The organism is Pantoea sp. FN0305 (assembly GCF_050113845.1).
Lineage (GTDB): Bacteria > Pseudomonadota > Gammaproteobacteria > Enterobacterales > Enterobacteriaceae > Mixta > Mixta alhagi.
In genome coordinates this window covers 1-21,285 of the sequence record NZ_JBNJSN010000017.1, presented here as the reverse complement: position 1 = coordinate 21,285, position 21,285 = coordinate 1, and the positions used below count along the sequence as shown (strand labels likewise).

Here is a 21,285-nt window from a genome sequence, read left to right as displayed (position 1 = left end):
TGGAGACTAGCAATGGGTCAGAAAGTACATCCTAATGGTATTCGACTGGGTATTGTTAAACCCTGGAACTCTACCTGGTTCGCTAATACCAAAGAATTCGCTGACAACCTGGACAGCGATTTTAAAGTGCGTCAGTTCCTGACTAAAGAACTGGCTAAAGCGTCTGTTTCGCGCATCGTTATCGAACGTCCGGCTAAAAGCATCCGTGTGACCATTCACACCGCTCGCCCGGGCATCGTTATCGGTAAAAAAGGCGAAGACGTAGAAAAACTGCGTAACGTCGTAGCGAATATCGCTGGCGTACCGGCGCAGATCAATATCGCCGAAGTCCGTAAACCGGAACTGGACGCGAAATTGGTTGCTGACAGCATCACTTCTCAGCTGGAGCGTCGCGTGATGTTCCGTCGTGCGATGAAGCGTGCTGTACAGAACGCAATGCGTCTGGGCGCTAAAGGTATTAAAGTTGAAGTTAGTGGCCGTCTGGGCGGCGCAGAAATCGCACGTACCGAATGGTACCGCGAAGGTCGCGTACCGCTGCACACCCTGCGTGCTGACATCGACTACAACACCTCAGAAGCGCACACCACTTATGGTGTAATCGGCGTTAAGGTATGGATCTTCAAAGGTGAGATCCTGGGTGGTATGGCTGCTGTTGAACAACCGGAAAAACCGGCTGCTCAACCGAAAAAGCAGCAGCGTAAAGGCCGTAAGTAAGGAGAGTCGCTGATGTTACAACCAAAGCGTACAAAATTCCGTAAGGTGCACAAAGGCCGCAACCGTGGTCTGGCTGCCGGTACGGATGTGAGCTTCGGTACTTTCGGTCTGAAAGCTGTTGGCCGTGGTCGTCTGACTGCTCGTCAGATCGAAGCAGCACGTCGTGCTATGACCCGTGCAGTTAAGCGTCAAGGTAAGATCTGGATCCGTGTATTCCCGGACAAACCGATCACCGAGAAGCCGCTGGAAGTGCGTATGGGTAAAGGTAAAGGTAACGTGGAGTATTGGGTTGCCTTGATCCAGCCGGGTAAAGTCCTGTATGAAATGGACGGCGTACCGGAGGAGCTGGCCCGTGAAGCATTCAAGCTGGCAGCAGCAAAACTGCCTATCAAAACCACCTTTGTTACTAAGACGGTGATGTAATGAAAGCAAAAGAGCTGCGTGAAAAAAGCGTTGAAGAGCTGAACACTGAGCTGCTTAACCTGCTGCGCGAGCAGTTCAACCTGCGCATGCAGGCAGCATCTGGCCAGCTGCAGCAGAGTCATCTGCTGAAGAATGTGCGCCGTGATGTTGCACGCGTTAAAACTTTACTGAATGAGAAGGCGGGTGCGTAATGACCGATAAAATTCGTACTCTGCAAGGTCGTGTTGTTAGTGACAAAATGCAGAAATCTGCAGTTGTTGCTATCGAGCGTTTCGTGAAGCACCCGATCTACGGTAAATTCATTAAGCGTACGACTAAGCTGCACATCCATGACGAGAACAACGAATGCGGTATCGGCGACGTGGTAGAAATCCGCGAATGCCGCCCGCTGTCCAAGACTAAGTCCTGGACTCTGGTTCGCGTTATTGAGAAAGCGGTTCTGTAATAGAATCTCCTTTCTTATTGAAACCCTCTGCCTCTGGCAGAGGGTTTTTTTTTGCCTGCGATTGCGTGTCTGCCCACTGCCCACGACGTAATGATCTTAATTAACGAGGTTGCGCCTGCCGTTTGTCATAGCGAAGTTAATGCTGTGGTTAACATTTAGCGCTTACTCAGTGCCTTAATCCGCTTATCAAGCCCCGCGTTGAAGAATAACCATCAATAAGATGAAGAAGTGTGCAGATTACGATTGCTACATAGTGAACAATTCCTTAGAATGTCGCGTTCCTTAAATTACAGGTTCAAATATCGGCTCGACAGGAGCCGTTTATTTTTTCTACCCATCTGCGGGGACCGGTGTTATAATGCCGCGCCCTCAATTATGGGGCTTTCTAACGACCCTCTGTTTGGGTCCCGAAGTAGTAGTTGACATTAGCGGAGCACTAAAATGATCCAAGAACAGACTATGCTGAACGTCGCCGACAACTCCGGTGCACGTCGCGTAATGTGTATCAAGGTTCTGGGTGGCTCGCACCGTCGCTACGCAGGCGTAGGCGACATCATCAAAGTTACCATCAAGGAAGCAATTCCGCGTGGTAAAGTGAAAAAAGGTGATGTGCTTAAGGCGGTAGTGGTGCGCACCAGGAAGGGTGTTCGTCGCCCTGACGGTTCTGTCATTCGCTTCGATGGTAATGCATGCGTTATTCTGAACAATAACAGCGAGCAGCCTATCGGAACGCGTATTTTTGGGCCGGTAACTCGTGAACTTCGTAATGAAAAGTTCATGAAAATTATCTCCCTGGCACCAGAAGTACTCTAAGGAGCGAGCAATGGCAGCGAAAATCCGTCGTAATGACGAAGTTATCGTGCTGACCGGTAAAGATAAAGGTAAGCGCGGTAAAGTAAAAAATGTCCTGTCTTCTGGCAAGGTCATTGTTGAAGGTATCAACCTGGTGAAGAAACATCAGAAGCCGGTTCCGGCTCTGAACCAACCGGGCGGCATCGTTGAAAAAGAAGCTGCAATTCAGGTTTCTAACGTTGCTATCTTCAATGCGGCTACCGGCAAGGCTGACCGTGTAGGCTTTAGATTCGAAGACGGCAAAAAAGTCCGTTTCTTCAAGTCTAACAGCGAAACTATCAAGTAATTTGGAGTAGTACGATGGCGAAACTGCATGATTACTACAAAGACGAAGTAGTTAAAAAACTCATGACTGAGTTTGGCTACAATTCTGTCATGCAAGTCCCTCGGGTCGAGAAGATCACCCTGAACATGGGTGTTGGTGAAGCGATCGCTGACAAAAAGCTGCTGGATAACGCAGTAGCTGACCTGGCAGCAATCTCCGGTCAAAAACCGCTGGTCACCAAAGCACGCAAATCAGTTGCAGGCTTCAAAATCCGTCAGGGCTATCCGATCGGCTGTAAAGTAACTCTGCGTGGCGAACGCATGTGGGAGTTCTTTGAGCGTCTGGTCACTATTGCTGTACCGCGTATTCGTGACTTCCGTGGCCTGTCTGCGAAGTCTTTCGATGGTCGTGGTAACTATAGCATGGGCGTCCGTGAGCAGATCATCTTCCCAGAAATCGACTATGACAAAGTCGATCGCGTTCGTGGTTTGGATATCACCATTACCACTACTGCGAAATCTGATGATGAAGGCCGTGCTCTGCTGGCTGCTTTTGACTTCCCGTTCCGCAAGTAAGGTAGGGTTACTTAATGGCTAAGCAATCAATGAAAGCACGCGAAGTCAAGCGTGAGAAATTAGCAGACAAATTCTTCGCAAAACGCGTCGAACTGAAAGCGATCATTTCTGATGTGAACGCCTCCGACGAAGATCGTTGGAATGCTGTTCTCAAGCTGCAGAGTCTGCCGCGTGATTCCAGCCCGTCTCGTCAGCGTAACCGCTGCCGTCAAACAGGTCGTCCGCATGGTTTCCTGCGGAAGTTCGGGTTGAGCCGTATCAAGGTCCGTGAAGCCGCTATGCGCGGTGAAATCCCGGGTCTGAAAAAGGCTAGCTGGTAATTGTCACCAATTGAATCACGGGAGTAAAGACAGATGAGCATGCAAGATCCGATCGCGGATATGCTGACCCGTATCCGTAACGGTCAGGCCGCGAACAAAGTTGCGGTCACCATGCCTTCCTCCAAGCTGAAAGTGGCAATCGCCAACGTGCTGAAGGAAGAAGGTTATATTGAAGATTTCAAAATCGAAGGCGACATCAAGCCGGAACTGGAACTGACTCTTAAGTATTTCCAGGGTAAAGCTGTGGTAGAAAGCATTCAACGTGTTAGCCGTCCTGGCCTGCGCATCTATAAGAAAAAAGATGAGCTGCCGAAGGTAATGGCTGGACTGGGTATTGCTGTTGTTTCTACCTCTAAAGGTGTTATGACTGATCGTGCAGCGCGCCAGGCTGGTCTTGGTGGCGAAATTATCTGCTACGTAGCTTAACGGAGGAAAAAATGTCTCGTGTTGCTAAAGCACCTGTCGTTGTTCCTGCCGGCGTAGAGGTAAAACTCAACGGTCAGGAAATTTCGATTAAAGGTAAAAACGGCGAGCTGACTCGTACTATCAATAATGCTGTTGAAATTAAGCATGCTGACAACGCTCTGACTTTCGCTCCGCGCGAAGGCTTCGTTGATGGCTGGGCGCAGGCGGGTACTGCCCGTGCGCTGCTGAACGCAATGGTTATCGGTGTTACCGAAGGCTTCACTAAGAAGCTGCAGCTGGTTGGTGTAGGTTATCGTGCAGCCGTTAAAGGCGATGTCGTGAATCTGTCACTGGGTTTTTCTCACCCGGTTGAACACGCTCTGCCTGCGGGAATCACTGCAGAATGTCCGTCTCAGACTGAAATCGTACTGAAAGGTGCTGATAAACAGCTGATCGGCCAGGTTGCGGCTGACTTGCGCGCCTACCGTCGTCCTGAGCCTTATAAAGGCAAGGGTGTTCGTTACGCCGACGAAGTCGTGCGTACCAAAGAGGCTAAGAAGAAGTAAGGTAACACTATGGATAAGAAATCTGCTCGTATCCGTCGTGCGACCCGCGCACGTCGCAAGATCAAAGAGCTGGGTGCTACTCGCCTGGTGGTACATCGTACCCCGCGTCATATTTACGCACAGGTCATCGCCCCGAACGGCTCTGAAGTTCTGGTTGCTGCTTCTACTGTAGAAAAAGCTATCTCTGAACAACTGAAGTACACCGGCAACAAAGACGCTGCGTCTGCTGTAGGTAAAGCTATCGCTGAGCGCGCGCTGGAAAAAGGCATCAAAGACGTTGCTTTCGACCGTTCCGGTTTCCAATATCATGGTCGCGTCCAGGCACTGGCAGAAGCTGCCCGTGAAGCTGGCCTTCAGTTCTAAGGTAGAGGTCTAAGATGGCACACATCGAGAAACAAGCTGGCGAACTGCAGGAAAAACTGATCGCGGTAAACCGTGTATCTAAAACTGTTAAAGGTGGCCGTATTTTCTCCTTCACCGCACTGACTGTAGTGGGTGATGGTAACGGTCGCGTAGGTTTTGGTTACGGTAAAGCGCGTGAAGTACCGGCAGCGATCCAGAAAGCGATGGAAAAAGCCCGTCGCAACATGATTAACGTCGCGCTGACTAACGGCACCCTGCAGCACCCGGTTAAAGGTGCACACACAGGTTCCCGTGTGTTCATGCAACCGGCTTCTGAAGGTACCGGTATTATTGCCGGTGGTGCAATGCGCGCCGTCCTGGAAGTCGCTGGAGTTCATAACGTTCTGGCTAAAACCTATGGTTCCACCAACCCGATTAACGTGGTTCGTGCAACTATTGATGGCCTGGAAAATATGAAATCTCCGGAAATGGTCGCTGCCAAGCGTGGTAAATCCGTTGAAGACATTCTGGGGTAATTGACCATGGCAAAGACGATCAAAATTACACAAACCCGTAGTGCAATCGGCCGTTTGCCTAAGCATAAGGCAACGCTGCTTGGCCTGGGTCTGCGTCGCATTGGTCATACCGTTGAGCGTGAAGACACGCCTGCTGTACGCGGTATGGTTAACGCTATTTCCTATATGGTTAAAGTGGAGGAGTAACAGATGCGTTTGAATACTCTGTCTCCCGCCGAAGGCTCAAAACAGGCGGGTAAACGCCTGGGTCGTGGTATCGGTTCTGGTCTCGGTAAAACCGGCGGCCGTGGTCACAAAGGTCAGAACTCTCGTTCTGGCGGTGGCGTACGTCGTGGTTTCGAAGGCGGCCAGATGCCGCTGTACCGTCGTCTGCCGAAATTCGGCTTCACTTCTCGTAAAGCAATGGTAACGGCGGAAGTTCGTCTGTCCGAGCTGGCGAAAGTGGAAGGCGGTATCGTTGACCTGAATACGCTGAAAGCAGCAAACATCATCGGTACTCAGATCGAATTCGCGAAAGTGATTCTGTCTGGCGAAGTTTCTGCACCGGTTACGGTTCGCGGTCTGCGTGTCACTAAAGGCGCTCGTGCTGCAATCGAAGCTGCTGGCGGTACAATTGAGGAATAAGTAGCAGATGGCTAAGCAACCAGGATTAGATTTTCAAAGTGCCAAGGGCGGTTTCGGCGAACTGAAACGCAGACTTTTGTTTGTCATCGGTGCGCTGATTGTATTCCGCATTGGCTCTTTTATTCCGATCCCTGGTATCGATGCCACTGTACTTGCCAAACTGCTTGAACAACAGCGTGGCACCATCATTGAAATGTTTAACATGTTCTCTGGTGGTGCATTAAGCCGTGCTTCTATCTTTGCTCTGGGTATTATGCCGTATATTTCGGCATCAATTATTATCCAGCTGTTAACGGTGGTTCATCCCGCCCTGGCAGAAATCAAGAAAGAAGGGGAGGCTGGCCGTCGTAAGATTAGTCAGTACACCCGTTACGGTACTCTGGTGTTGGCTATATTCCAGTCGATCGGTATTGCTACCGGTTTACCGAATATGCCTGGAATGCAGGGCCTGGTAATCAATCCAGGCTTTGCTTTCTACTTCACCGCTGTTGTGAGTCTGGTTACAGGGACAATGTTCCTGATGTGGCTGGGCGAGCAGATTACTGAACGAGGTATTGGTAACGGTATCTCGATCATAATCTTTGCTGGTATTGTTGCGGGGCTTCCGCCGGCCATTGGCCATACCATCGAGCAAGCGCGGCAAGGCGACCTGCACTTCCTTCTGTTGCTGTTGGTTGCAGTTCTCGTATTTGCAGTGACCTTCTTCGTTGTTTTCGTTGAGCGTGGTCAACGCCGCATTGTGGTGAACTATGCGAAACGTCAGCAAGGCCGTCGTGTCTATGCTGCACAGAGTACACATTTACCATTGAAGGTGAATATGGCAGGGGTTATCCCGGCAATCTTCGCCTCAAGCATTATTCTGTTTCCAGCTACCATTGCTTCATGGTTTGGTGGCGGTACAGGGTGGAACTGGCTGACAACTATTTCGATGTATTTGCAGCCAGGACAGCCGCTTTATGTGCTACTCTATGCGACTGCAATCATCTTCTTCTGTTTCTTCTATACGGCGTTGGTTTTCAATCCGCGAGAAACAGCAGATAACCTGAAGAAGTCTGGTGCATTTGTACCAGGAATTCGTCCGGGAGAGCAAACGGCGAAGTACATCGATAAAGTGATGACGCGTCTGACGCTAGTTGGTGCGCTCTACATTACTTTCATCTGCCTGATCCCGGAGTTCATGCGTGATGCGATGAAAGTACCGTTCTACTTCGGTGGAACCTCACTGCTTATCGTCGTTGTGGTCATCATGGACTTTATGGCTCAAGTGCAAACTCTGATGATGTCCAGTCAGTACGAGTCTGCATTGAAGAAAGCAAACCTGAAAGGCTATAGCCGCTAATCAGGCGCTTGAGAAGTTACGGAGAGTAAAAATGAAAGTTCGTGCTTCCGTCAAGAAATTATGTCGTAACTGCAAAATCATTCGTCGCGACGGCGTCGTACGTGTGATTTGTAGTGCCGAGCCTAAGCATAAACAGCGCCAGGGCTGATTTTCTCGCATATTTTTCTTGCAAAGTTGGGTTGAGCTGGCTAGATTAGCCAGCCAATCTTTTGTATGTCTGTACGTTTCCATTTGAGTATCCTGAAAACGGGCTTTTCAGCATGGTGCGTACATATTAAATAGTAGGAGTGCATAGTGGCCCGTATAGCAGGCATTAACATTCCTGATCAGAAACATGCCGTAATCGCATTAACTTCGATCTACGGTGTCGGCAAAACTCGCTCCAAGGCCATCTGTGCTGCTGCGGGTATCGCTGAAGATGTTAAGATCAGTGAGCTGTCTGAAGAACAAATCGACACGCTGCGTGACGAAGTTGCCAAATTTGTCGTTGAAGGTGATCTGCGCCGTGAAGTGAGCATGAGCATCAAGCGTCTGATGGACCTTGGTTGCTATCGCGGTTTGCGTCATCGTCGTGGTCTGCCAGTGCGCGGTCAGCGTACCAAGACCAACGCCCGTACCCGTAAGGGTCCGCGCAAACCGATCAAGAAATAATCGGGGTGATTGAATAATGGCAAAGGCACCAGTTCGTGCACGTAAGCGTGTAAGAAAACAAGTCTCAGATGGCGTGGCTCATGTCCATGCTTCTTTTAACAACACCATCGTTACCATTACTGACCGTCAGGGTAACGCATTGGGTTGGGCAACTGCCGGTGGTTCCGGTTTCCGTGGTTCTCGTAAATCTACGCCGTTCGCTGCACAGGTTGCTGCTGAGCGTTGCGCAGAGGCCGTGAAAGATTACGGTATCAAGAATCTGGAAGTTATGGTTAAGGGTCCGGGTCCGGGTCGCGAATCTACCATTCGTGCTCTGAACGCCGCAGGTTTCCGCATCACTAATATTACTGATGTGACTCCGATCCCTCACAACGGTTGTCGTCCGCCGAAAAAACGTCGCGTATAACGCCCGTTTTTAGGATAGTTGGAGAAAGAAAATGGCAAGATATTTGGGTCCTAAGCTCAAGCTGAGCCGTCGTGAGGGCACAGACTTATTCCTGAAGTCTGGCGTTCGCGCGATTGATTCCAAGTGTAAGATTGAACAAGCCCCTGGCCAGCACGGTGCGCGTAAACCGCGTCTGTCTGACTACGGCGGTCAGTTACGTGAAAAGCAGAAAGTTCGTCGTATTTATGGCGTACTTGAGCGTCAGTTCCGTAACTATTACAAAGAAGCAGCACGTCTGAAAGGCAACACCGGTGAAAACCTGTTACAACTGCTGGAAGGTCGTCTGGACAACGTAGTTTATCGTATGGGCTTTGGTGCCACTCGTGCAGAAGCACGTCAGCTGGTTAGCCATAAATCCATCATGGTAAATGGTCGCGTTGTTAACATCGCTTCTTATCAGGTATCTCCGAATGACGTAGTCAGCATCCGCGAGAAAGCCAAAAAGCAGTCTCGCGTGAAAGCCGCTCTGGAGCTGGCTGAGCAGCGTGAAAAGCCAACCTGGCTGGAAGTTGATGCAACTAAGATGGAAGGTGTGTTCAAGCGTATTCCTGAACGTACCGATCTGTCTGCGGACATTAACGAACACCTGATCGTCGAGCTTTACTCCAAGTAAAGCTTAGTACCAAAGAGAGGACACAATGCAGGGTTCTGTGACAGAGTTTCTAAAACCGCGCCTGGTAGATATCGAGCAACTGAGTTCGACGCACGCCAAGGTGACCCTTGAGCCTTTAGAGCGTGGCTTTGGCCATACTCTTGGTAACGCACTGCGCCGTATTCTGCTGTCATCCATGCCGGGTTGCGCGGTGACCGAGGTTGAGATTGATGGTGTACTTCATGAGTACAGCACAAAAGAGGGCGTACAGGAAGATATCCTGGAAATCCTGCTTAACCTGAAAGGGCTGGCGGTAAGAGTTCAGGGTAAAGATGAAGTCATCCTTACACTGAATAAATCTGGCATTGGCCCTGTGACTGCAGCCGACATTACCCATGATGGTGATGTCGAAATCGTCAAGCCGCAGCACGTGATCTGCCATCTGACCGATGAAAACGCATCTATTAATATGCGTATCAAAGTTCAGCGTGGCCGTGGTTATGTGCCGGCTTCTGCCCGAATTCATTCGGAAGAAGATGAGCGCCCAATCGGTCGTCTGTTAGTCGACGCTTGCTATAGCCCTGTAGACCGTATCGCCTACAATGTTGAAGCTGCGCGCGTGGAACAGCGTACCGACCTGGATAAGCTGGTCATCGAAATGGAAACCAACGGCACAATCGATCCTGAAGAGGCGATTCGTCGTGCGGCTACCATTCTGGCTGAACAACTGGAAGCTTTCGTTGACCTGCGTGATGTGCGTCAGCCGGAAGTTAAAGAAGAGAAACCAGAATTCGATCCGATCCTGCTGCGCCCTGTTGACGATCTGGAATTGACTGTCCGCTCTGCTAACTGCCTTAAGGCAGAAGCTATCCACTACATCGGTGATCTGGTACAGCGTACCGAGGTTGAGCTACTTAAAACGCCTAACCTTGGTAAAAAATCTCTTACTGAGATTAAAGACGTGCTGGCTTCGCGTGGTCTTTCTCTGGGCATGCGCCTGGAAAACTGGCCGCCGGCAAGCATTGCTGATGAATAACCAGATCGCAGGTTAAGGTTTTACTGAGAAGGATAAGGTCATGCGCCATCGTAAGAGTGGTCGTCAACTGAACCGCAACAGCAGCCATCGTCAGGCTATGTTCCGCAACATGGCCGGCTCTTTGGTTCGTCATGAGATCATCAAGACGACCCTGCCGAAAGCGAAAGAGCTGCGTCGCGTAGTTGAGCCGCTGATTACTCTTGCCAAGACCGACAGCGTAGCTAATCGTCGTCTGGCATTCGCCCGCACTCGTGATAACGAGATCGTGGCAAAACTGTTTAACGAGCTGGGCCCGCGTTTCGCGAGCCGTGCCGGTGGTTACACTCGCATTCTGAAGTGTGGCTTCCGCGCTGGTGACAACGCTCCGATGGCTTACATCGAGCTGGTTGATCGTCCAGAAGCTCAAGCAGAAGCTGCAGCAGAGTAATCTGCTGTATGTTAAAGAAACCGGGCCTGGTGCCCGGTTTTTTTATATCCTCATTTTATCTCTGCTTTACCTCCCGCTAATCTGCGCTATCCTGAAGCTCTGATATTTCCCGGAGCATCACATGTGGCTAATCGATCAACTGGCTGAACAACACATTCGCGAAGCACAGCAGAGAGGTGAACTGCAAGGTTTGCCTGGAGAAGGCGCTCCACTCGTACTGGATGATGACAGTCATGTTCCAGCAGAGCTTCGTGCTGGTTACCGTATGTTAAAGAATGCCGGTTATTTACCGCCGGAACTGGAAATACGGCGTGAAGCGCTGGAACTTAATGACTTATTAAAACAGCTGGATCCCGACGAGATAGCCCAAAGTGACCATCTAAAACGTCTGCGCCTGCTTGAAATAAAACTGCTGCAGGCAGGTTTGAACACCGATTTTCTTTCCGGGGAATATCGTAATGCGATTGCCCAACGTTTTGCAGGAGAGTAAATATGTATCGTATCGGTGAGCTTGCCCGGCTGGCTGCCGTCACGCCAGATACCATTCGTTATTATGAAAAAGAGAATATGATGGATGCGCCAGCCCGCTCGGCAGGGGGATTCCGGTTATATAACGATGATGACCTGCGGCGTCTTAAATTCATTCGGCATGCTAAGCAGCTAGGGTTAACGTTAGATGCGATCCGGGATTTACTCTCGATCCGTATCGATCCAGCACACCATACCTGTCAGGAGTCTAAAAACATCGTGCAAGCTCGCCTGCATGAAGTTGAAATTCGTATTGCGGAACTGCAGATGATGCAACGTTCCCTGCAATGTTTAAGTGATGCCTGCTGCGGTTCTGCACATACCAGCCTTGACTGTTCTATCCTGGAAAGTCTGGAACGGGGAACGGTAAAAAAAGGTGAGCTGAACCCTGGCAAACATTGATTTCAGCAAAAATTAGATCTATATACATATCCGACTTTCATCAAAGGAGACGTTATGTCTGGTTATCAGCATAAAAAAGGTAAAATCAAAAACAATGCCATAGAGGCTTTACTGCATGACCCTCTGTTCAAAACGCGGGTTGAGGTGAATGTGAAAGGTAAAGGCAGCTATCGGCGTAAAGCAAAACACAATAAAGCAGGCTGGGAGGCCAGTGGTAAAGCAGACTTTACCACTGGCCTTTTAGTTGGCGAGAATGCATCTGGCGCGATACTGCCGACGAAGACTTATGCATTTATTCAGCATAGTGCCGGGGGCTAGCCTTTATTATTCTGTTCTTTCATTAAATCACGGATTTCAGTCAACAGCGTTGCTTCTGCGCTGGGTTTAGCAACTGGCTTTTCTACTTCCTTTTTCTTGTGCAGTTTATTTATCAACTTGATAGCAATGAAAATCGCAAACGCGATGATGATGAAATCAAAAATATTCTGCAAAAAGATGCCGTACTCCATTACGACCGGTGGCGTTTCTCCCTGAGCTGGCTTTAATATCCATTTGAATTGCTTGAAATCCACCCCACCGATCAGCAATCCCAGTGGCGGCATAATAATGTTTGCCACCAGAGATGAAACAATCTTACCAAAGGCAGCACCGATAACCACACCAACGGCCAGATCGACAACGTTGCCACGCATTGCAAAATCACGAAATTCTTTTAAAAAACTCATAAACAGCTCCTTTCCATTGCCAAACCATAAAGTCTAACAAACGAATCAGTGTTTGCCATCGGCAATTAACGCAGCGGGAGCAGAGCAGAACGCATAAGCAGCTTCCTTGCTGCTGATGGTTTAAAGGAAAAACGGGCTGGGCTGGAAAAGACGTTCCACATCAGGCACAAACTTTTTGTCCGTCAGGAACATAATGACATGATCGCCTTGCTCAATACGCAGATTGTTATTTGCGATCATAATGTCGTCACCGCGTACAACGGCACCGATAATGGTACCCGGAGGCAGTTTGATATCTTCAACCAGACGGCCAACAACGCGGGATGTTGTTTCGTCTCCGTGTGCAATCGCTTCGATAGCTTCAGCAACACCACGGCGTAGCGATGACACACTAACAATATCGGCTTTACGAACATGACTAAGTAGGGCTGAGATAGTTGCCTGCTGTGGGGAGATGGCAATATCAATCACGCTGCCCTGGACTAAATCGACATAAGCGCGCCGTTGAATAAGCACCATAACTTTTTTGGCGCCCATTTTTTTAGCCAGCATCGCAGACATGATATTTGCTTCATCGTCGTTAGTAACGGCGATAAAAAGATCCACCTGATCGATATGCTCTTCCGCTAACAGTTCTTGATCTGAAGCATCACCATAAAAAACGATCGTATCCTGCAACAGCTCCGCCAGCTCGGCGGCACGCTGCTGATTACGTTCAATCAGTTTCACGCTGTAGTTTTTTTCCAGCCGCAGCGCCAGACCATAACCGATGTTGCCTCCGCCAACGAGCATTATTCTTTTATAGGGCTTTTCCAGCCGTTGCATTTCGCTCATTACTGCGCGGATATGCTGGCTGGCAGCGATAAAAAAGACCTCATCGCCAGCTTCGACAATGGTTGAGCCCTGCGGACGAATAGGGCGATCCTGACGAAATATGGCTGCAACACGCGTATCGATATGGGGCATATGTTCACGCATTATCGATAACGGATTACCAATCAGCGGCCCGCCATAATAGGCTTTCACCACAGCCAGGCTCACTTTGCCTTCAGCAAAATTCACCACCTGTAACGCGCCGGGATACTGGATCAAACGATAAATATTATCTATTACCAGCTGCTCGGGTGAAATCAGGTGATCGATAGGCACCGCTTCCGGTATAAATAACTTCTCTGCATCGCGGATATAGTCGGCAGCACGAATGCGCGCAATTCGGTTGGGCGTATTAAACAGCGTATAAGCGACCTGGCAGGCAACCATATTCGTTTCATCAGAGCTGGTGACCGCAACCAGCATATCGGCATCCTGCGCACCCGCTTCACGTAATACCCTCGGGTGGGAACCGTGTCCCTGAACCACGCGTAAATCGAACTTATCCTGTAGTTGACGCAGACGTGTGGCGTCTTTATCCACCACGGTAATATCGTTATTTTCGCCCACCAGGTTTTCTGCCAGCGTGCCGCCTACCTGGCCTGCTCCGAGAATGATTATTTTCATCGTTGTTTCAACTTATAGGTTGTCGCAGCGCATACTACGTTATCTTTTTATTAGCTTAGCGTAAAAGAATCCATCGCCATCCTGTGGATGCGGGAAACACTGCAGGCCGATGGTTGAATCATCGCTAAGTGGAATATGTTCAGCATCCTGATGATGTTCCAGGAAGCTTTCAATCTGCAAATGATTCTCTTCCGGCAGGATGGAGCAGGTGGCATAAACCAGCGTGCCGCCAGCTTTCAGATGAGGCCAGATGGCATCCAGGATCTCGCGCTGCAGCGCGGCCAGTTCGGATATATCACGGTCGCGCCGTAACCATTTAATATCAGGATGACGACGAATGACGCCGGTTGCAGAGCAGGGAGCATCCAGCAAAATGCGGTCAAACTGCGTATCTTTGCACCATTGATCCGGGAAGCGCCCATCGCCCTGTTTTACTTCCGCCTGCATATTCAGTCGCTTCAGATTTTCATAAACACGCTGCAATCGCTGCGCATCGATGTCGACAGCCATAACGTGCGCATCCGGCGCAGCTTCAAGAATATGGGTAGTCTTGCCGCCGGGCGCCGCACACAAATCAAGGATACGCTCTCCGTTTTGTGGCGCAAGCCAGGTAACGCAGCCCTGAGCTGAAGCATCCTGTACCGTGACCCAACCTTGCTCAAAACCGGGTAGCTGACCTACCGATGAAGGAGTCTCTAACAGCAAAGCATCGGGATAAACGGGATGAGGGGTCGCATTGTTGCCACTTGCCTGCAGCAATGCCAGCCACTGTTCACGGCTATGGTGCTGACGATTAACGCGCAGCCACATTGGAGGACGCTGATTATTCGCTTCCACAATTTGTTGCCATTGCTCTGGCCATGCCAGTTGTAGACGTTTCAACAGCCAGGCCGGATGTAAAAAGCGCTGTGGAGATTGCTCAAGCTGCGTTATCAAATCGGGCTGCTGGCGCTGAAACTGACGCAGAACGCCATTTATCAGGCCTTTCATCTGAGGCCGTTTCAATACGGTAGCGCCTTCAACCGTTTCAGCCAGCGCGGCGTGAGCCGGGATACGCGTATAAAGCAGCTGATACAGGCCGACCATAATTAAGAAATGCAGGGAGCGCTGCTTACCGGTTAACGGGCGGGACATAAGCTGCTTAATCGCCGCTTCAAGAAGCGGTAGAGTGCGCAATACGCCGAAACAGAGTTCCTGTAACAACGCACTGTCTTTATCGGAGAGATTTTTCTGCGCCACCGGCAGCAGGTTGCTCAGTGATTGTCCCTGTTCTACCACGCGCTCAAGTGTTTGGGCCGCAAGACTGCGGAGATTGACCGTTTTTTTCATATTTGAATCATCAATAAACAGGCCCGGGGTGATTACCGGGCTGTGAATCAGGCGAGGCGCGTTCCTGGCGTAAACCACTCGCGGCGTGAGTTCAGGATATCCTGGGCCGACATGGCTTTTTTACCTGCAGGTTGCAGGGTTTGGATATTTAAGATGCCTTCAGCAGTGGCAACCTGAATGCCATTTTTATCAGCCTGCACAATTTCGCCTGGCTGATAACCCGTCTGATGCGGCAGTACGCTGGCCTGCCATACCTTAACCGGCTGCTCTTCAATGTAAAAATAGCTAACAGGCCAGGGATTAAACGCGCGGATACAGCGTTCAAGCTGAGCGGCTGAAAGAGACCAGTCGAGCTGGGCTTCTTCTTTACTGAGCTTCTCTGCGTAAGTGGCAAGAGCCTCATCCTGCGGTTGTGGCTGAGCACTGCCCTGACTTAAGCGGGTCAGCGTTTCCAGTAATCCTTGCGGGCCTAACTCCGCCAGCCGGCTATATAGAGTTGCACTGGTATCCGCAGCGGTGATAGGGCATGCCAGTTTCAGCAGCATAGCACCGGTATCCAGACCGATATCCATTTGCATAATGGTGACGCCGGTCTCGCTGTCACCAGCCCAAAGCGAACGCTGAATAGGCGCCGCGCCGCGCCAGCGAGGGAGCAGAGAACCATGAACATTAATACAGCCGAGGCGTGGCATATCCAGTACCGCCTGCGGCAGGATCAAGCCATAGGCGACCACCACCATCACATCCGCCTGCAAATCGGCCACAAGCTGCTGACTTTCTGCTGGGCGGAGCGATTTCGGCTGGAATACCGGAAGATGATGTTGTTGAGCCAGGAGCTTAACCGGGCTGGGCGTGAGTTTATTACCGCGTCCGGCAGGGCGATCGGGTTGGGTAAAAACGCCCACTACCTGATGCTCAGACGTAAGCAACGCGTCAAGATGACGCGCTGCAAAGTCAGGGGTGCCGGCAAAGATTATTTTTAGTGATTCGGACACGCTATTCCTTACTGTCAGGAGGCTCGGGTATTAAGGCGAGCCAGCTTTTCCAGTTTTTGGCGAATACGCTGGCGTTTTAACGGGGAGAGATAATCGATAAACAGCTTCCCGACCAGGTGATCCATTTCATGCTGAATGCAAATTGCCAACAGGCCATCTGCTTCCAGTTCAAATGTGTTGCCTTCACGATCCAGCGCGCGAATTTTTACCCGCTCTGAACGAGGAACCAGCGCCCGCTGTTCAGGAATAGAAAGGCAGCCTTCCTCAATACCTGTTTCACCGCTTTCTTCCAGCAGTTCAGGATTAATCAGCACCAGACGCTCATCACGATTTTCAGAGACGTCGATAACAATAATGCGCTGGTGGATGTCTACCTGTGTAGCCGCCAGGCCAATACCTTCCTCAGCGTACATCGTCTCAAACATATCATCGACAATGCGCTGGATTTCCGCATCCACTTTTGCGACCGGTTTCGCGACAATGCGCAGACGATCGTCGGGATAATGTAATACTTGTAAAACTGACATAACTTTCCAGATCTGTATTCAGAGAAGTAACCATCGTTACCTCTTATTGTAGACATTTCACTCCTTGATTGACAGCATTGCGCACCAGGGAAAGCGGCTACTGGCGCACATTGACAGGGAATACGAAATGACTTCAGAAGAAGTGTGGTTACGCCTGATGAACGTAAAAGGGCTGTGCGGCGAAAAAATGTTGAGAGCCGCAAAATTATTAAGTCACGGCGGCCATAACGAACCGCAAAATTATATCGCAGCAGGCCTTGATGCCATACAAATTAAGGCGTTTCAGTCAGTACCCGAACCTGTTCTTGAACAGGCAGTGCGTTGGCTTGAACAACCGGATCATCATCTCATTACGGCTGAAGATGCGTTGTTCCCGCCCCTGTTAAAAAACGTTGCGCGTTATCCCGCAGCCTTAATGCTGCGTGGCGATCCGCATCTCCTTGCTACGCCACAGCTGGCAGTAGTGGGTAGCCGCAACGCTTCACATTATGGCCGGCAATGGGGGGACTATTTTACTCAAATCCTGGCCGCAAGCGGGCTGACCATCACCAGCGGTCTGGCACGCGGAATTGATGCTGTAGCCCATCGCGCCGCCTTAACGGTAGAAGGGAAAACGGTCGCGGTGCTGGGAAGCGGGCTGGAACAGCTGTATCCGGCTAATCATCAACGGCTTGCGGATGAAATTGTTATGGCTGGTGGCGCGCTGGTGTCCGAGTTTCCGCTGAATACCTTACCGCACGCGTATAACTTTCCACGTCGTAACCGTATCATCAGCGGCCTTAGCCTGGGCGTTCTGGTAGTTGAGGCTTCTCTTAAGAGCGGCTCGTTGGTTACGGCACGCTATGCGCTGGAGCAAAACAGGGAGATTTATGCCTTGCCAGGCCCGCTGGGAAGTGACGTCAGCGCGGGAGGACACTGGCTTATTCAGCAGGGTGCGTTATTAGTGGCCCATCCCAATAATATTCTCGAACAGATCAACAGTGAGCTACAGTGGCTACCGCTTTCAGCGCAGAATACAATTAATTCTTCAGACAATGCTGATGGTCCATTGCCATTTGCCGAGGTGTTGGCTAACGTAGGAGATGAGGTTACACCTGTTGACGTCGTCGCTGAACGTGCCGGCCAACCTGTGCCAGCCATCATAGCTAAACTGCTTGAGCTGGAGTTAGCAGGATGGATCGCAGCTGTACCCGGCGGCTATGTCCGATTGAGGAGGGCATGCCATGTTCGACGTACTAATGTACTTGTTTGAAACTTATATCCACAGCGAAGCAGAAATGCGCGTTGACCAGGATAAACTGACTGATGATCTGGCTGATGCTGGTTTTCATCGTGACGATATCAATAATGCGTTGAACTGGTTGGAAAAATTAGCAGACTATCAGGACGGGCTTGTCGCTCCGATACTGCTTACCACCGATCCGCTCTCAATGCGTATCTATACAGAGGAAGAGAGTCAGCGCCTTGATGCCAGCTGCCGCGGCTTCATTCTGTTTCTGGAGCAGATTCAGGTTTTGAACCTGGAGACGCGTGAGATGGTTATCGAACGGGTTATGGCCCTGGATACGTTTGAATTTGATCTGGAAGATCTTAAATGGGTGGTGCTGATGGTGCTGTTCAACATTCCAGGATGTGAAAATGCCTATCAGCAAATGGAAGAGTTACTTTTCGACGTCAATGAAGGAGTGTTGCACTGAGTTGTTTCACAGTGACATAACACAATGAGTAAACCAGCACTTTTCACAGTGCGAAAACATGAATCCTGCCCCACCTGTGGGGCAGATCTTGTTATTCGCTCCGGAAAGCATGGTCCTTTTCTTGGCTGTTCACATTACCCGGAGTGTGACTATGTGCGCCCCCTGAAAAATCAGACGGATGGGCATATCGTTAAAGTTCTGGAAGGGCAACACTGCCCGCTGTGCCAGGCTGATCTGGTATTACGGCAGGGGCGCTATGGCATGTTTATCGGCTGTAGCCGCTATCCCGAATGTGAGCATACTGAAGTGATCGATCGCCCAGATAAAACCTCTATTGCCTGCCCACAGTGCGAGCAAGGGCATCTGGTACAACGGCGTTCACGTTTTGGTAAGACTTTTCACGCCTGCGATCGCTATCCTGATTGCCAGTTTGCAGTGAATTTTACGCCAAAAGAGGGAACGTGCCTGTATTGTCATTTCCCCTTATTAATCGAAAAAAAGACAGCACAAGGTTTGAAACGTTTTTGCGCCAGCAAAGCGTGCGGTAAACCCGTTGATGCAGGAAACAGAAGTGAATAAAGAAATCATTCCCGGAACAGTTGGCTGGTGTGTTGAACAACTTCAGCAGCAAGCGGTTATTGCCTATCCCACAGAGGCGGTATTTGGCCTGGGTTGCGATCCTGACAGTGAAAAAGCCGTTATGCAGTTACTGGCGTTCAAACAGCGTCCGGTAGATAAAGGGTTAATTTTAATCGCCGCTGATTATCAGCAGCTTATGCCCTATATTGCTGACCATGAACTTTCTGTCACGCAGCGCGAAAAAATGTTTGCCTCCTGGCCTGGCCCGGTAACCTGGGTATTGCCGGCGCTACCGCATACGCCACGCTGGTTAACAGGGCGTTTCGATACGCTGGCGGTACGGGTCAGCGATCATCCGGCAGTACAGGAACTTTGCCGTCAGTTTGGTAACCCTCTGGTTTCAACCAGTGCTAACCTGAGCGGCCAGCCTCCTTGCCGTAACGTTACAGAAGTTGTGCAGCAGTTTGGCGATAGTTTTCCTGTATTACAGGGGGAAACCGGTGGTCGGCTTAATCCTTCTGAGATTCGCGATATTATCAGCGGCGATATTATTCGTCAGGGATAGGATATGGATAACTTCGTGGTTATTGGCAACCCGATTGCTCACAGCAAGTCGCCTTTGATCCACCATGAATTTGCGAAACAGACGGGCATTGAGCATTGTTATGGGAGATTGCTCGCGCCGCTCGATAGCTTTGCTGCAACTTTGCATGAATTCTTACGCCAGGGTGGGAAGGGAGCCAATGTGACGTTACCGTTTAAGCAGCAGGCTTATGAGCTTGCTGATGTGCTAACGGAGCGGGCAGCGTTGGCGGGAGCCGTCAATACCTTATACATGCGCCAGGATGGAAAATTAGTAGGAGATAATACTGACGGGATCGGTTTATTGAGCGATCTGGAAAGATTATCTTTTATTAAGCCTGGCGATAATATTCTGTTAGTGGGCGCAGGCGGTGCGGCGCGCGGTGTCATTCTGCCCTTGCTTTCCTTTGGATGCTCTCTGACATTAACCAATCGCACTCCAGCACGGGCCAACGAGCTGGCCGCTGTTTTTGCACATACCGGCGCAATTGAAGCGTTAGCCATGACGGAGCTGGCAGGCAAAAAGTTTGATCTGATTATCAATGCTACCTCCAGTGGCGTTGATGGTGCTGTCCCGGCGCTGCCTGCTTCACTCATCACCCCCGGCACGCGCTGCTACGATATGTTTTATCAGCAGGCAGCGACACCTTTCCTGAACTGGTGTCAGCAGGCAGGCGCAACGGCTACGGCAGATGGATTAGGCATGCTGGTGGGGCAGGCGGCACATGCTTTCCTGCTTTGGCATGGCATATTACCGAACGTCACGCCAGTACTGAGTCGCTTGCAGGCGGAGTTAGCATCATGAATCAGGCGATTCAGTTTCCCGACAGAGAAGACTGGAATGAGACGCGCCGGGCCGTCTGTTTTCCCGCCATGGTTAACGGCTTTCAATTAACCTGTGCAATTAAAGGTGATCTACTTTGCCAGCGGTTCGGCAAAGGCGAACCGCTGGATCTTTTCCGTGCTAACCGCTGGGATCTGGAAGATCAGGCGCAAGAGCTAATAGAAGCTCATAGAGAAGATGATGAGGGCTGGATCTGGCTTTCCTGATCCAGATAGTCATCTTTCCAGGTGACATAATTGTTTGCGGAATAGCGTAACCCTTCGATCTCTTTTTCATTTAGCGGGCGAATTTGTTTAACCGGGCTGCCAAGGTAGAGGTAGCCTTTTTCGAGCCGCTTACCAGGAGGGACCAGACTGCCTGCGCCGATCATCACGTCATCTTCTACTATTACGCCATCTAAAAGAATCGAACCCATGCCAACCAGCACACGGTTGCCAATAGTACAGCCATGCAACATCGCTTTGTGACCGACCGTCACATCTTCTCCGATGATAAGAGGAAAGCCTTCCGGGCGCGCGGCTGATTTATGCGTCACATGTAAAACGCTGCCATCCTGAATGTTGCTGCGTTTACCGATAACCACGCTATTCACATCTCCCCGTATCGCCACTAATGGCCAGATACTGACATCATCTCCCAGCGTTACATCACCAACGACGACGCTGGTGGCATCAACCATCACACGATTACCTGTACGGGGAAAAAAATGCTTATAAGGACGTAAAGCAGTAGCCATGATATTGCTCCTTTAATGTGAGGTCATGCAGCGTAGCGAATAAGAGATCAAACCATCCTTGATATTGTGCGGTAATTTTAAGCCGATCGCATAAGATCACAGCGAAAAGAATGAAAAGTCAGCAACCGGTAAAAAAGATCGAAAAAAGGCTTGTGCAATGAATTCGGATCCCTATAATGCGCCTCCATCGACACGGCACAACGGCTTACGCCACGCGGTGTTGAGCGGTTCAGTAAGATGAATCGCCGGAGAAAAACTTCTGAAAAAGAGGTTGACTCTGAAAGAGG

The 21,285-nt window shown here is 50.3% G+C and carries 36 protein-coding genes; 30 read left to right on the top strand and 6 right to left on the bottom strand.

The window, feature by feature from the left end:
* Positions 1-12: 12 nt before the first annotated feature.
* From rpsC to ACQE3Y_RS20125, 24 genes are all read left to right on the top strand, one after another.
* Positions 13-714, top strand: coding sequence for a 30S ribosomal protein S3 (gene rpsC / locus ACQE3Y_RS20240; RefSeq protein ID WP_085068468.1), 702 nt, complete (start codon positions 13-15; stop codon positions 712-714).
* A gap of 12 nt (positions 715-726) precedes the next feature.
* Positions 727-1,137 (top strand): 50S ribosomal protein L16, encoded by a 411-nt coding sequence (gene rplP, locus ACQE3Y_RS20235; RefSeq protein WP_008927134.1) that lies wholly within the window; start codon positions 727-729, stop codon positions 1,135-1,137.
* Positions 1,137-1,328, top strand: coding sequence for a 50S ribosomal protein L29 (gene rpmC, locus ACQE3Y_RS20230; protein ID WP_426982386.1), 192 nt, complete (start codon positions 1,137-1,139; stop codon positions 1,326-1,328). The genes rplP and rpmC overlap by 1 nt, the downstream gene beginning before the upstream one ends.
* Positions 1,328-1,582, top strand: coding sequence for a 30S ribosomal protein S17 (rpsQ, locus tag ACQE3Y_RS20225; protein ID WP_003850147.1), 255 nt, complete (start codon positions 1,328-1,330; stop codon positions 1,580-1,582). Before rpmC ends, rpsQ begins: the two co-directional genes overlap by 1 nt.
* Positions 1,583-2,023: 441 nt before the next feature.
* Positions 2,024-2,395 (top strand): 50S ribosomal protein L14, encoded by a 372-nt coding sequence (rplN, locus tag ACQE3Y_RS20220; protein ID WP_038629760.1) that lies wholly within the window; start codon positions 2,024-2,026, stop codon positions 2,393-2,395.
* Positions 2,396-2,405: 10 nt separating this feature from the next.
* Complete coding sequence (gene rplX, locus ACQE3Y_RS20215) at positions 2,406-2,720, top strand: 50S ribosomal protein L24 (RefSeq protein ID WP_038629761.1); 315 nt, start codon at positions 2,406-2,408, stop codon at positions 2,718-2,720.
* A gap of 14 nt (positions 2,721-2,734) precedes the next feature.
* Entirely contained in the window at positions 2,735-3,274 is a 540-nt protein-coding gene (gene rplE / locus ACQE3Y_RS20210) for a 50S ribosomal protein L5 (RefSeq protein WP_038629762.1), read from the top strand.
* A 14-nt stretch (positions 3,275-3,288) separates the two neighbouring features.
* Complete coding sequence (rpsN, locus tag ACQE3Y_RS20205) at positions 3,289-3,594, top strand: 30S ribosomal protein S14 (RefSeq protein WP_085068464.1); 306 nt, start codon at positions 3,289-3,291, stop codon at positions 3,592-3,594.
* A 33-nt stretch (positions 3,595-3,627) separates the two neighbouring features.
* A complete protein-coding gene (gene rpsH, locus ACQE3Y_RS20200) occupies positions 3,628-4,020 on the top strand; it encodes a 30S ribosomal protein S8 (RefSeq protein ID WP_017374146.1) in 393 nt (130 codons plus the stop codon).
* 11 nt (positions 4,021-4,031) lie between these two features.
* Positions 4,032-4,565 (top strand): 50S ribosomal protein L6, encoded by a 534-nt coding sequence (rplF, locus tag ACQE3Y_RS20195; RefSeq protein ID WP_085068462.1) that lies wholly within the window; start codon positions 4,032-4,034, stop codon positions 4,563-4,565.
* A 9-nt stretch (positions 4,566-4,574) separates the two neighbouring features.
* Positions 4,575-4,928 carry a 50S ribosomal protein L18 gene (gene rplR, locus ACQE3Y_RS20190; protein ID WP_038629765.1) on the top strand — a complete coding sequence of 118 codons (354 nt, stop codon included), beginning with the start codon at positions 4,575-4,577 and terminating at the stop codon, positions 4,926-4,928.
* A gap of 14 nt (positions 4,929-4,942) precedes the next feature.
* The gene (gene rpsE, locus ACQE3Y_RS20185; RefSeq protein WP_085068460.1) at positions 4,943-5,443 is read left to right on the top strand and encodes a 30S ribosomal protein S5; all 501 of its coding nucleotides are present in this window, start codon (positions 4,943-4,945) and stop codon (positions 5,441-5,443) included.
* Between the two features lie 6 nt (positions 5,444-5,449).
* A complete protein-coding gene (rpmD, locus tag ACQE3Y_RS20180) occupies positions 5,450-5,629 on the top strand; it encodes a 50S ribosomal protein L30 (protein ID WP_002438695.1) in 180 nt (59 codons plus the stop codon).
* Between the two features lie 3 nt (positions 5,630-5,632).
* Positions 5,633-6,067, top strand: coding sequence for a 50S ribosomal protein L15 (rplO, locus tag ACQE3Y_RS20175; RefSeq protein WP_085068458.1), 435 nt, complete (start codon positions 5,633-5,635; stop codon positions 6,065-6,067).
* 7 nt (positions 6,068-6,074) lie between these two features.
* Positions 6,075-7,406 carry a preprotein translocase subunit SecY gene (secY, locus tag ACQE3Y_RS20170; RefSeq protein WP_085068456.1) on the top strand — a complete coding sequence of 444 codons (1,332 nt, stop codon included), beginning with the start codon at positions 6,075-6,077 and terminating at the stop codon, positions 7,404-7,406.
* Between the two features lie 31 nt (positions 7,407-7,437).
* The gene (gene rpmJ, locus ACQE3Y_RS20165; RefSeq protein WP_004160566.1) at positions 7,438-7,554 is read left to right on the top strand and encodes a 50S ribosomal protein L36; all 117 of its coding nucleotides are present in this window, start codon (positions 7,438-7,440) and stop codon (positions 7,552-7,554) included.
* A gap of 146 nt (positions 7,555-7,700) precedes the next feature.
* The gene (gene rpsM, locus ACQE3Y_RS20160) at positions 7,701-8,057 is read left to right on the top strand and encodes a 30S ribosomal protein S13 (protein ID WP_008457189.1); all 357 of its coding nucleotides are present in this window, start codon (positions 7,701-7,703) and stop codon (positions 8,055-8,057) included.
* A gap of 16 nt (positions 8,058-8,073) precedes the next feature.
* Entirely contained in the window at positions 8,074-8,463 is a 390-nt protein-coding gene (rpsK, locus tag ACQE3Y_RS20155; protein WP_004160563.1) for a 30S ribosomal protein S11, read from the top strand.
* 31 nt (positions 8,464-8,494) lie between these two features.
* Positions 8,495-9,115 (top strand): 30S ribosomal protein S4, encoded by a 621-nt coding sequence (gene rpsD, locus ACQE3Y_RS20150; RefSeq protein WP_085068454.1) that lies wholly within the window; start codon positions 8,495-8,497, stop codon positions 9,113-9,115.
* 25 nt (positions 9,116-9,140) lie between these two features.
* Positions 9,141-10,130, top strand: coding sequence for a DNA-directed RNA polymerase subunit alpha (locus ACQE3Y_RS20145; protein WP_085068452.1), 990 nt, complete (start codon positions 9,141-9,143; stop codon positions 10,128-10,130).
* Between the two features lie 40 nt (positions 10,131-10,170).
* A complete protein-coding gene (gene rplQ / locus ACQE3Y_RS20140) occupies positions 10,171-10,557 on the top strand; it encodes a 50S ribosomal protein L17 (protein WP_003850180.1) in 387 nt (128 codons plus the stop codon).
* A 121-nt stretch (positions 10,558-10,678) separates the two neighbouring features.
* A complete protein-coding gene (locus ACQE3Y_RS20135; protein WP_426982385.1) occupies positions 10,679-11,047 on the top strand; it encodes a DUF1992 domain-containing protein in 369 nt (122 codons plus the stop codon).
* Positions 11,048-11,049: 2 nt separating this feature from the next.
* On the top strand, positions 11,050-11,487 hold the full coding sequence (gene zntR / locus ACQE3Y_RS20130) for a Zn(2+)-responsive transcriptional regulator (protein ID WP_085068448.1): 438 nt from the start codon (positions 11,050-11,052) through the stop codon (positions 11,485-11,487).
* A gap of 54 nt (positions 11,488-11,541) precedes the next feature.
* Positions 11,542-11,805 carry an alternative ribosome-rescue factor A gene (locus ACQE3Y_RS20125; RefSeq protein ID WP_426982384.1) on the top strand — a complete coding sequence of 88 codons (264 nt, stop codon included), beginning with the start codon at positions 11,542-11,544 and terminating at the stop codon, positions 11,803-11,805.
* On the opposite strand, the gene mscL is transcribed toward ACQE3Y_RS20125, so the two are convergent.
* The 5 genes from mscL to def all read right to left on the bottom strand — a co-directional run bounded on the left by mscL (position 11,802) and on the right by def (position 16,560).
* The gene (gene mscL / locus ACQE3Y_RS20120; RefSeq protein ID WP_426982383.1) at positions 11,802-12,212 is read right to left on the bottom strand and encodes a large-conductance mechanosensitive channel protein MscL; all 411 of its coding nucleotides are present in this window, start codon (positions 12,210-12,212) and stop codon (positions 11,802-11,804) included. The two genes, ACQE3Y_RS20125 and mscL, sit on opposite strands and share 4 nt — an antisense overlap.
* Positions 12,213-12,332: 120 nt before the next feature.
* The gene (gene trkA, locus ACQE3Y_RS20115; protein WP_085068442.1) at positions 12,333-13,709 is read right to left on the bottom strand and encodes a Trk system potassium transporter TrkA; all 1,377 of its coding nucleotides are present in this window, start codon (positions 13,707-13,709) and stop codon (positions 12,333-12,335) included.
* Between the two features lie 39 nt (positions 13,710-13,748).
* Positions 13,749-15,038: a 16S rRNA (cytosine(967)-C(5))-methyltransferase RsmB gene (gene rsmB, locus ACQE3Y_RS20110; RefSeq protein ID WP_426982382.1), complete on the bottom strand. Its 1,290-nt coding sequence runs from the start codon at positions 15,036-15,038 to the stop codon at positions 13,749-13,751.
* 47 nt (positions 15,039-15,085) lie between these two features.
* The gene (fmt, locus tag ACQE3Y_RS20105) at positions 15,086-16,033 is read right to left on the bottom strand and encodes a methionyl-tRNA formyltransferase (RefSeq protein ID WP_426982381.1); all 948 of its coding nucleotides are present in this window, start codon (positions 16,031-16,033) and stop codon (positions 15,086-15,088) included.
* Between the two features lie 14 nt (positions 16,034-16,047).
* Positions 16,048-16,560: a peptide deformylase gene (gene def, locus ACQE3Y_RS20100; RefSeq protein ID WP_085068439.1), complete on the bottom strand. Its 513-nt coding sequence runs from the start codon at positions 16,558-16,560 to the stop codon at positions 16,048-16,050.
* Positions 16,561-16,687: 127 nt separating this feature from the next.
* Here def and dprA point away from each other — a divergent pair, with 127 nt between their 5' ends.
* From dprA to ACQE3Y_RS20070, 6 genes are read left to right on the top strand one after another with little or no spacing between them, the layout of a single operon-like run.
* Entirely contained in the window at positions 16,688-17,812 is a 1,125-nt protein-coding gene (gene dprA / locus ACQE3Y_RS20095; protein ID WP_426982380.1) for a DNA-protecting protein DprA, read from the top strand.
* Positions 17,784-18,257, top strand: a complete 474-nt coding sequence (gene smg, locus ACQE3Y_RS20090; RefSeq protein ID WP_250651560.1) for a DUF494 family protein Smg — start codon at positions 17,784-17,786, stop codon at positions 18,255-18,257. The genes dprA and smg overlap by 29 nt, the downstream gene beginning before the upstream one ends.
* Before the next feature lie 24 nt (positions 18,258-18,281).
* The gene (locus ACQE3Y_RS20085; RefSeq protein ID WP_426982379.1) at positions 18,282-18,836 is read left to right on the top strand and encodes a topoisomerase DNA-binding C4 zinc finger domain-containing protein; all 555 of its coding nucleotides are present in this window, start codon (positions 18,282-18,284) and stop codon (positions 18,834-18,836) included.
* Positions 18,814-19,401, top strand: a complete 588-nt coding sequence (gene tsaC, locus ACQE3Y_RS20080) for an L-threonylcarbamoyladenylate synthase type 1 TsaC (protein WP_426982389.1) — start codon at positions 18,814-18,816, stop codon at positions 19,399-19,401. Before ACQE3Y_RS20085 ends, tsaC begins: the two co-directional genes overlap by 23 nt.
* A 3-nt stretch (positions 19,402-19,404) precedes the next feature.
* Entirely contained in the window at positions 19,405-20,223 is an 819-nt protein-coding gene (gene aroE / locus ACQE3Y_RS20075; protein WP_426982378.1) for a shikimate dehydrogenase, read from the top strand.
* Entirely contained in the window at positions 20,220-20,468 is a 249-nt protein-coding gene (locus ACQE3Y_RS20070; protein ID WP_426982377.1) for a DUF1488 domain-containing protein, read from the top strand. The genes aroE and ACQE3Y_RS20070 overlap by 4 nt, the downstream gene beginning before the upstream one ends.
* On the opposite strand, the gene ACQE3Y_RS20065 is transcribed toward ACQE3Y_RS20070, so the two are convergent.
* Complete coding sequence (locus ACQE3Y_RS20065) at positions 20,429-20,998, bottom strand: gamma carbonic anhydrase family protein (protein ID WP_426982376.1); 570 nt, start codon at positions 20,996-20,998, stop codon at positions 20,429-20,431. The two genes, ACQE3Y_RS20070 and ACQE3Y_RS20065, sit on opposite strands and share 40 nt — an antisense overlap.
* Positions 20,999-21,285 lie beyond the last annotated feature (287 nt).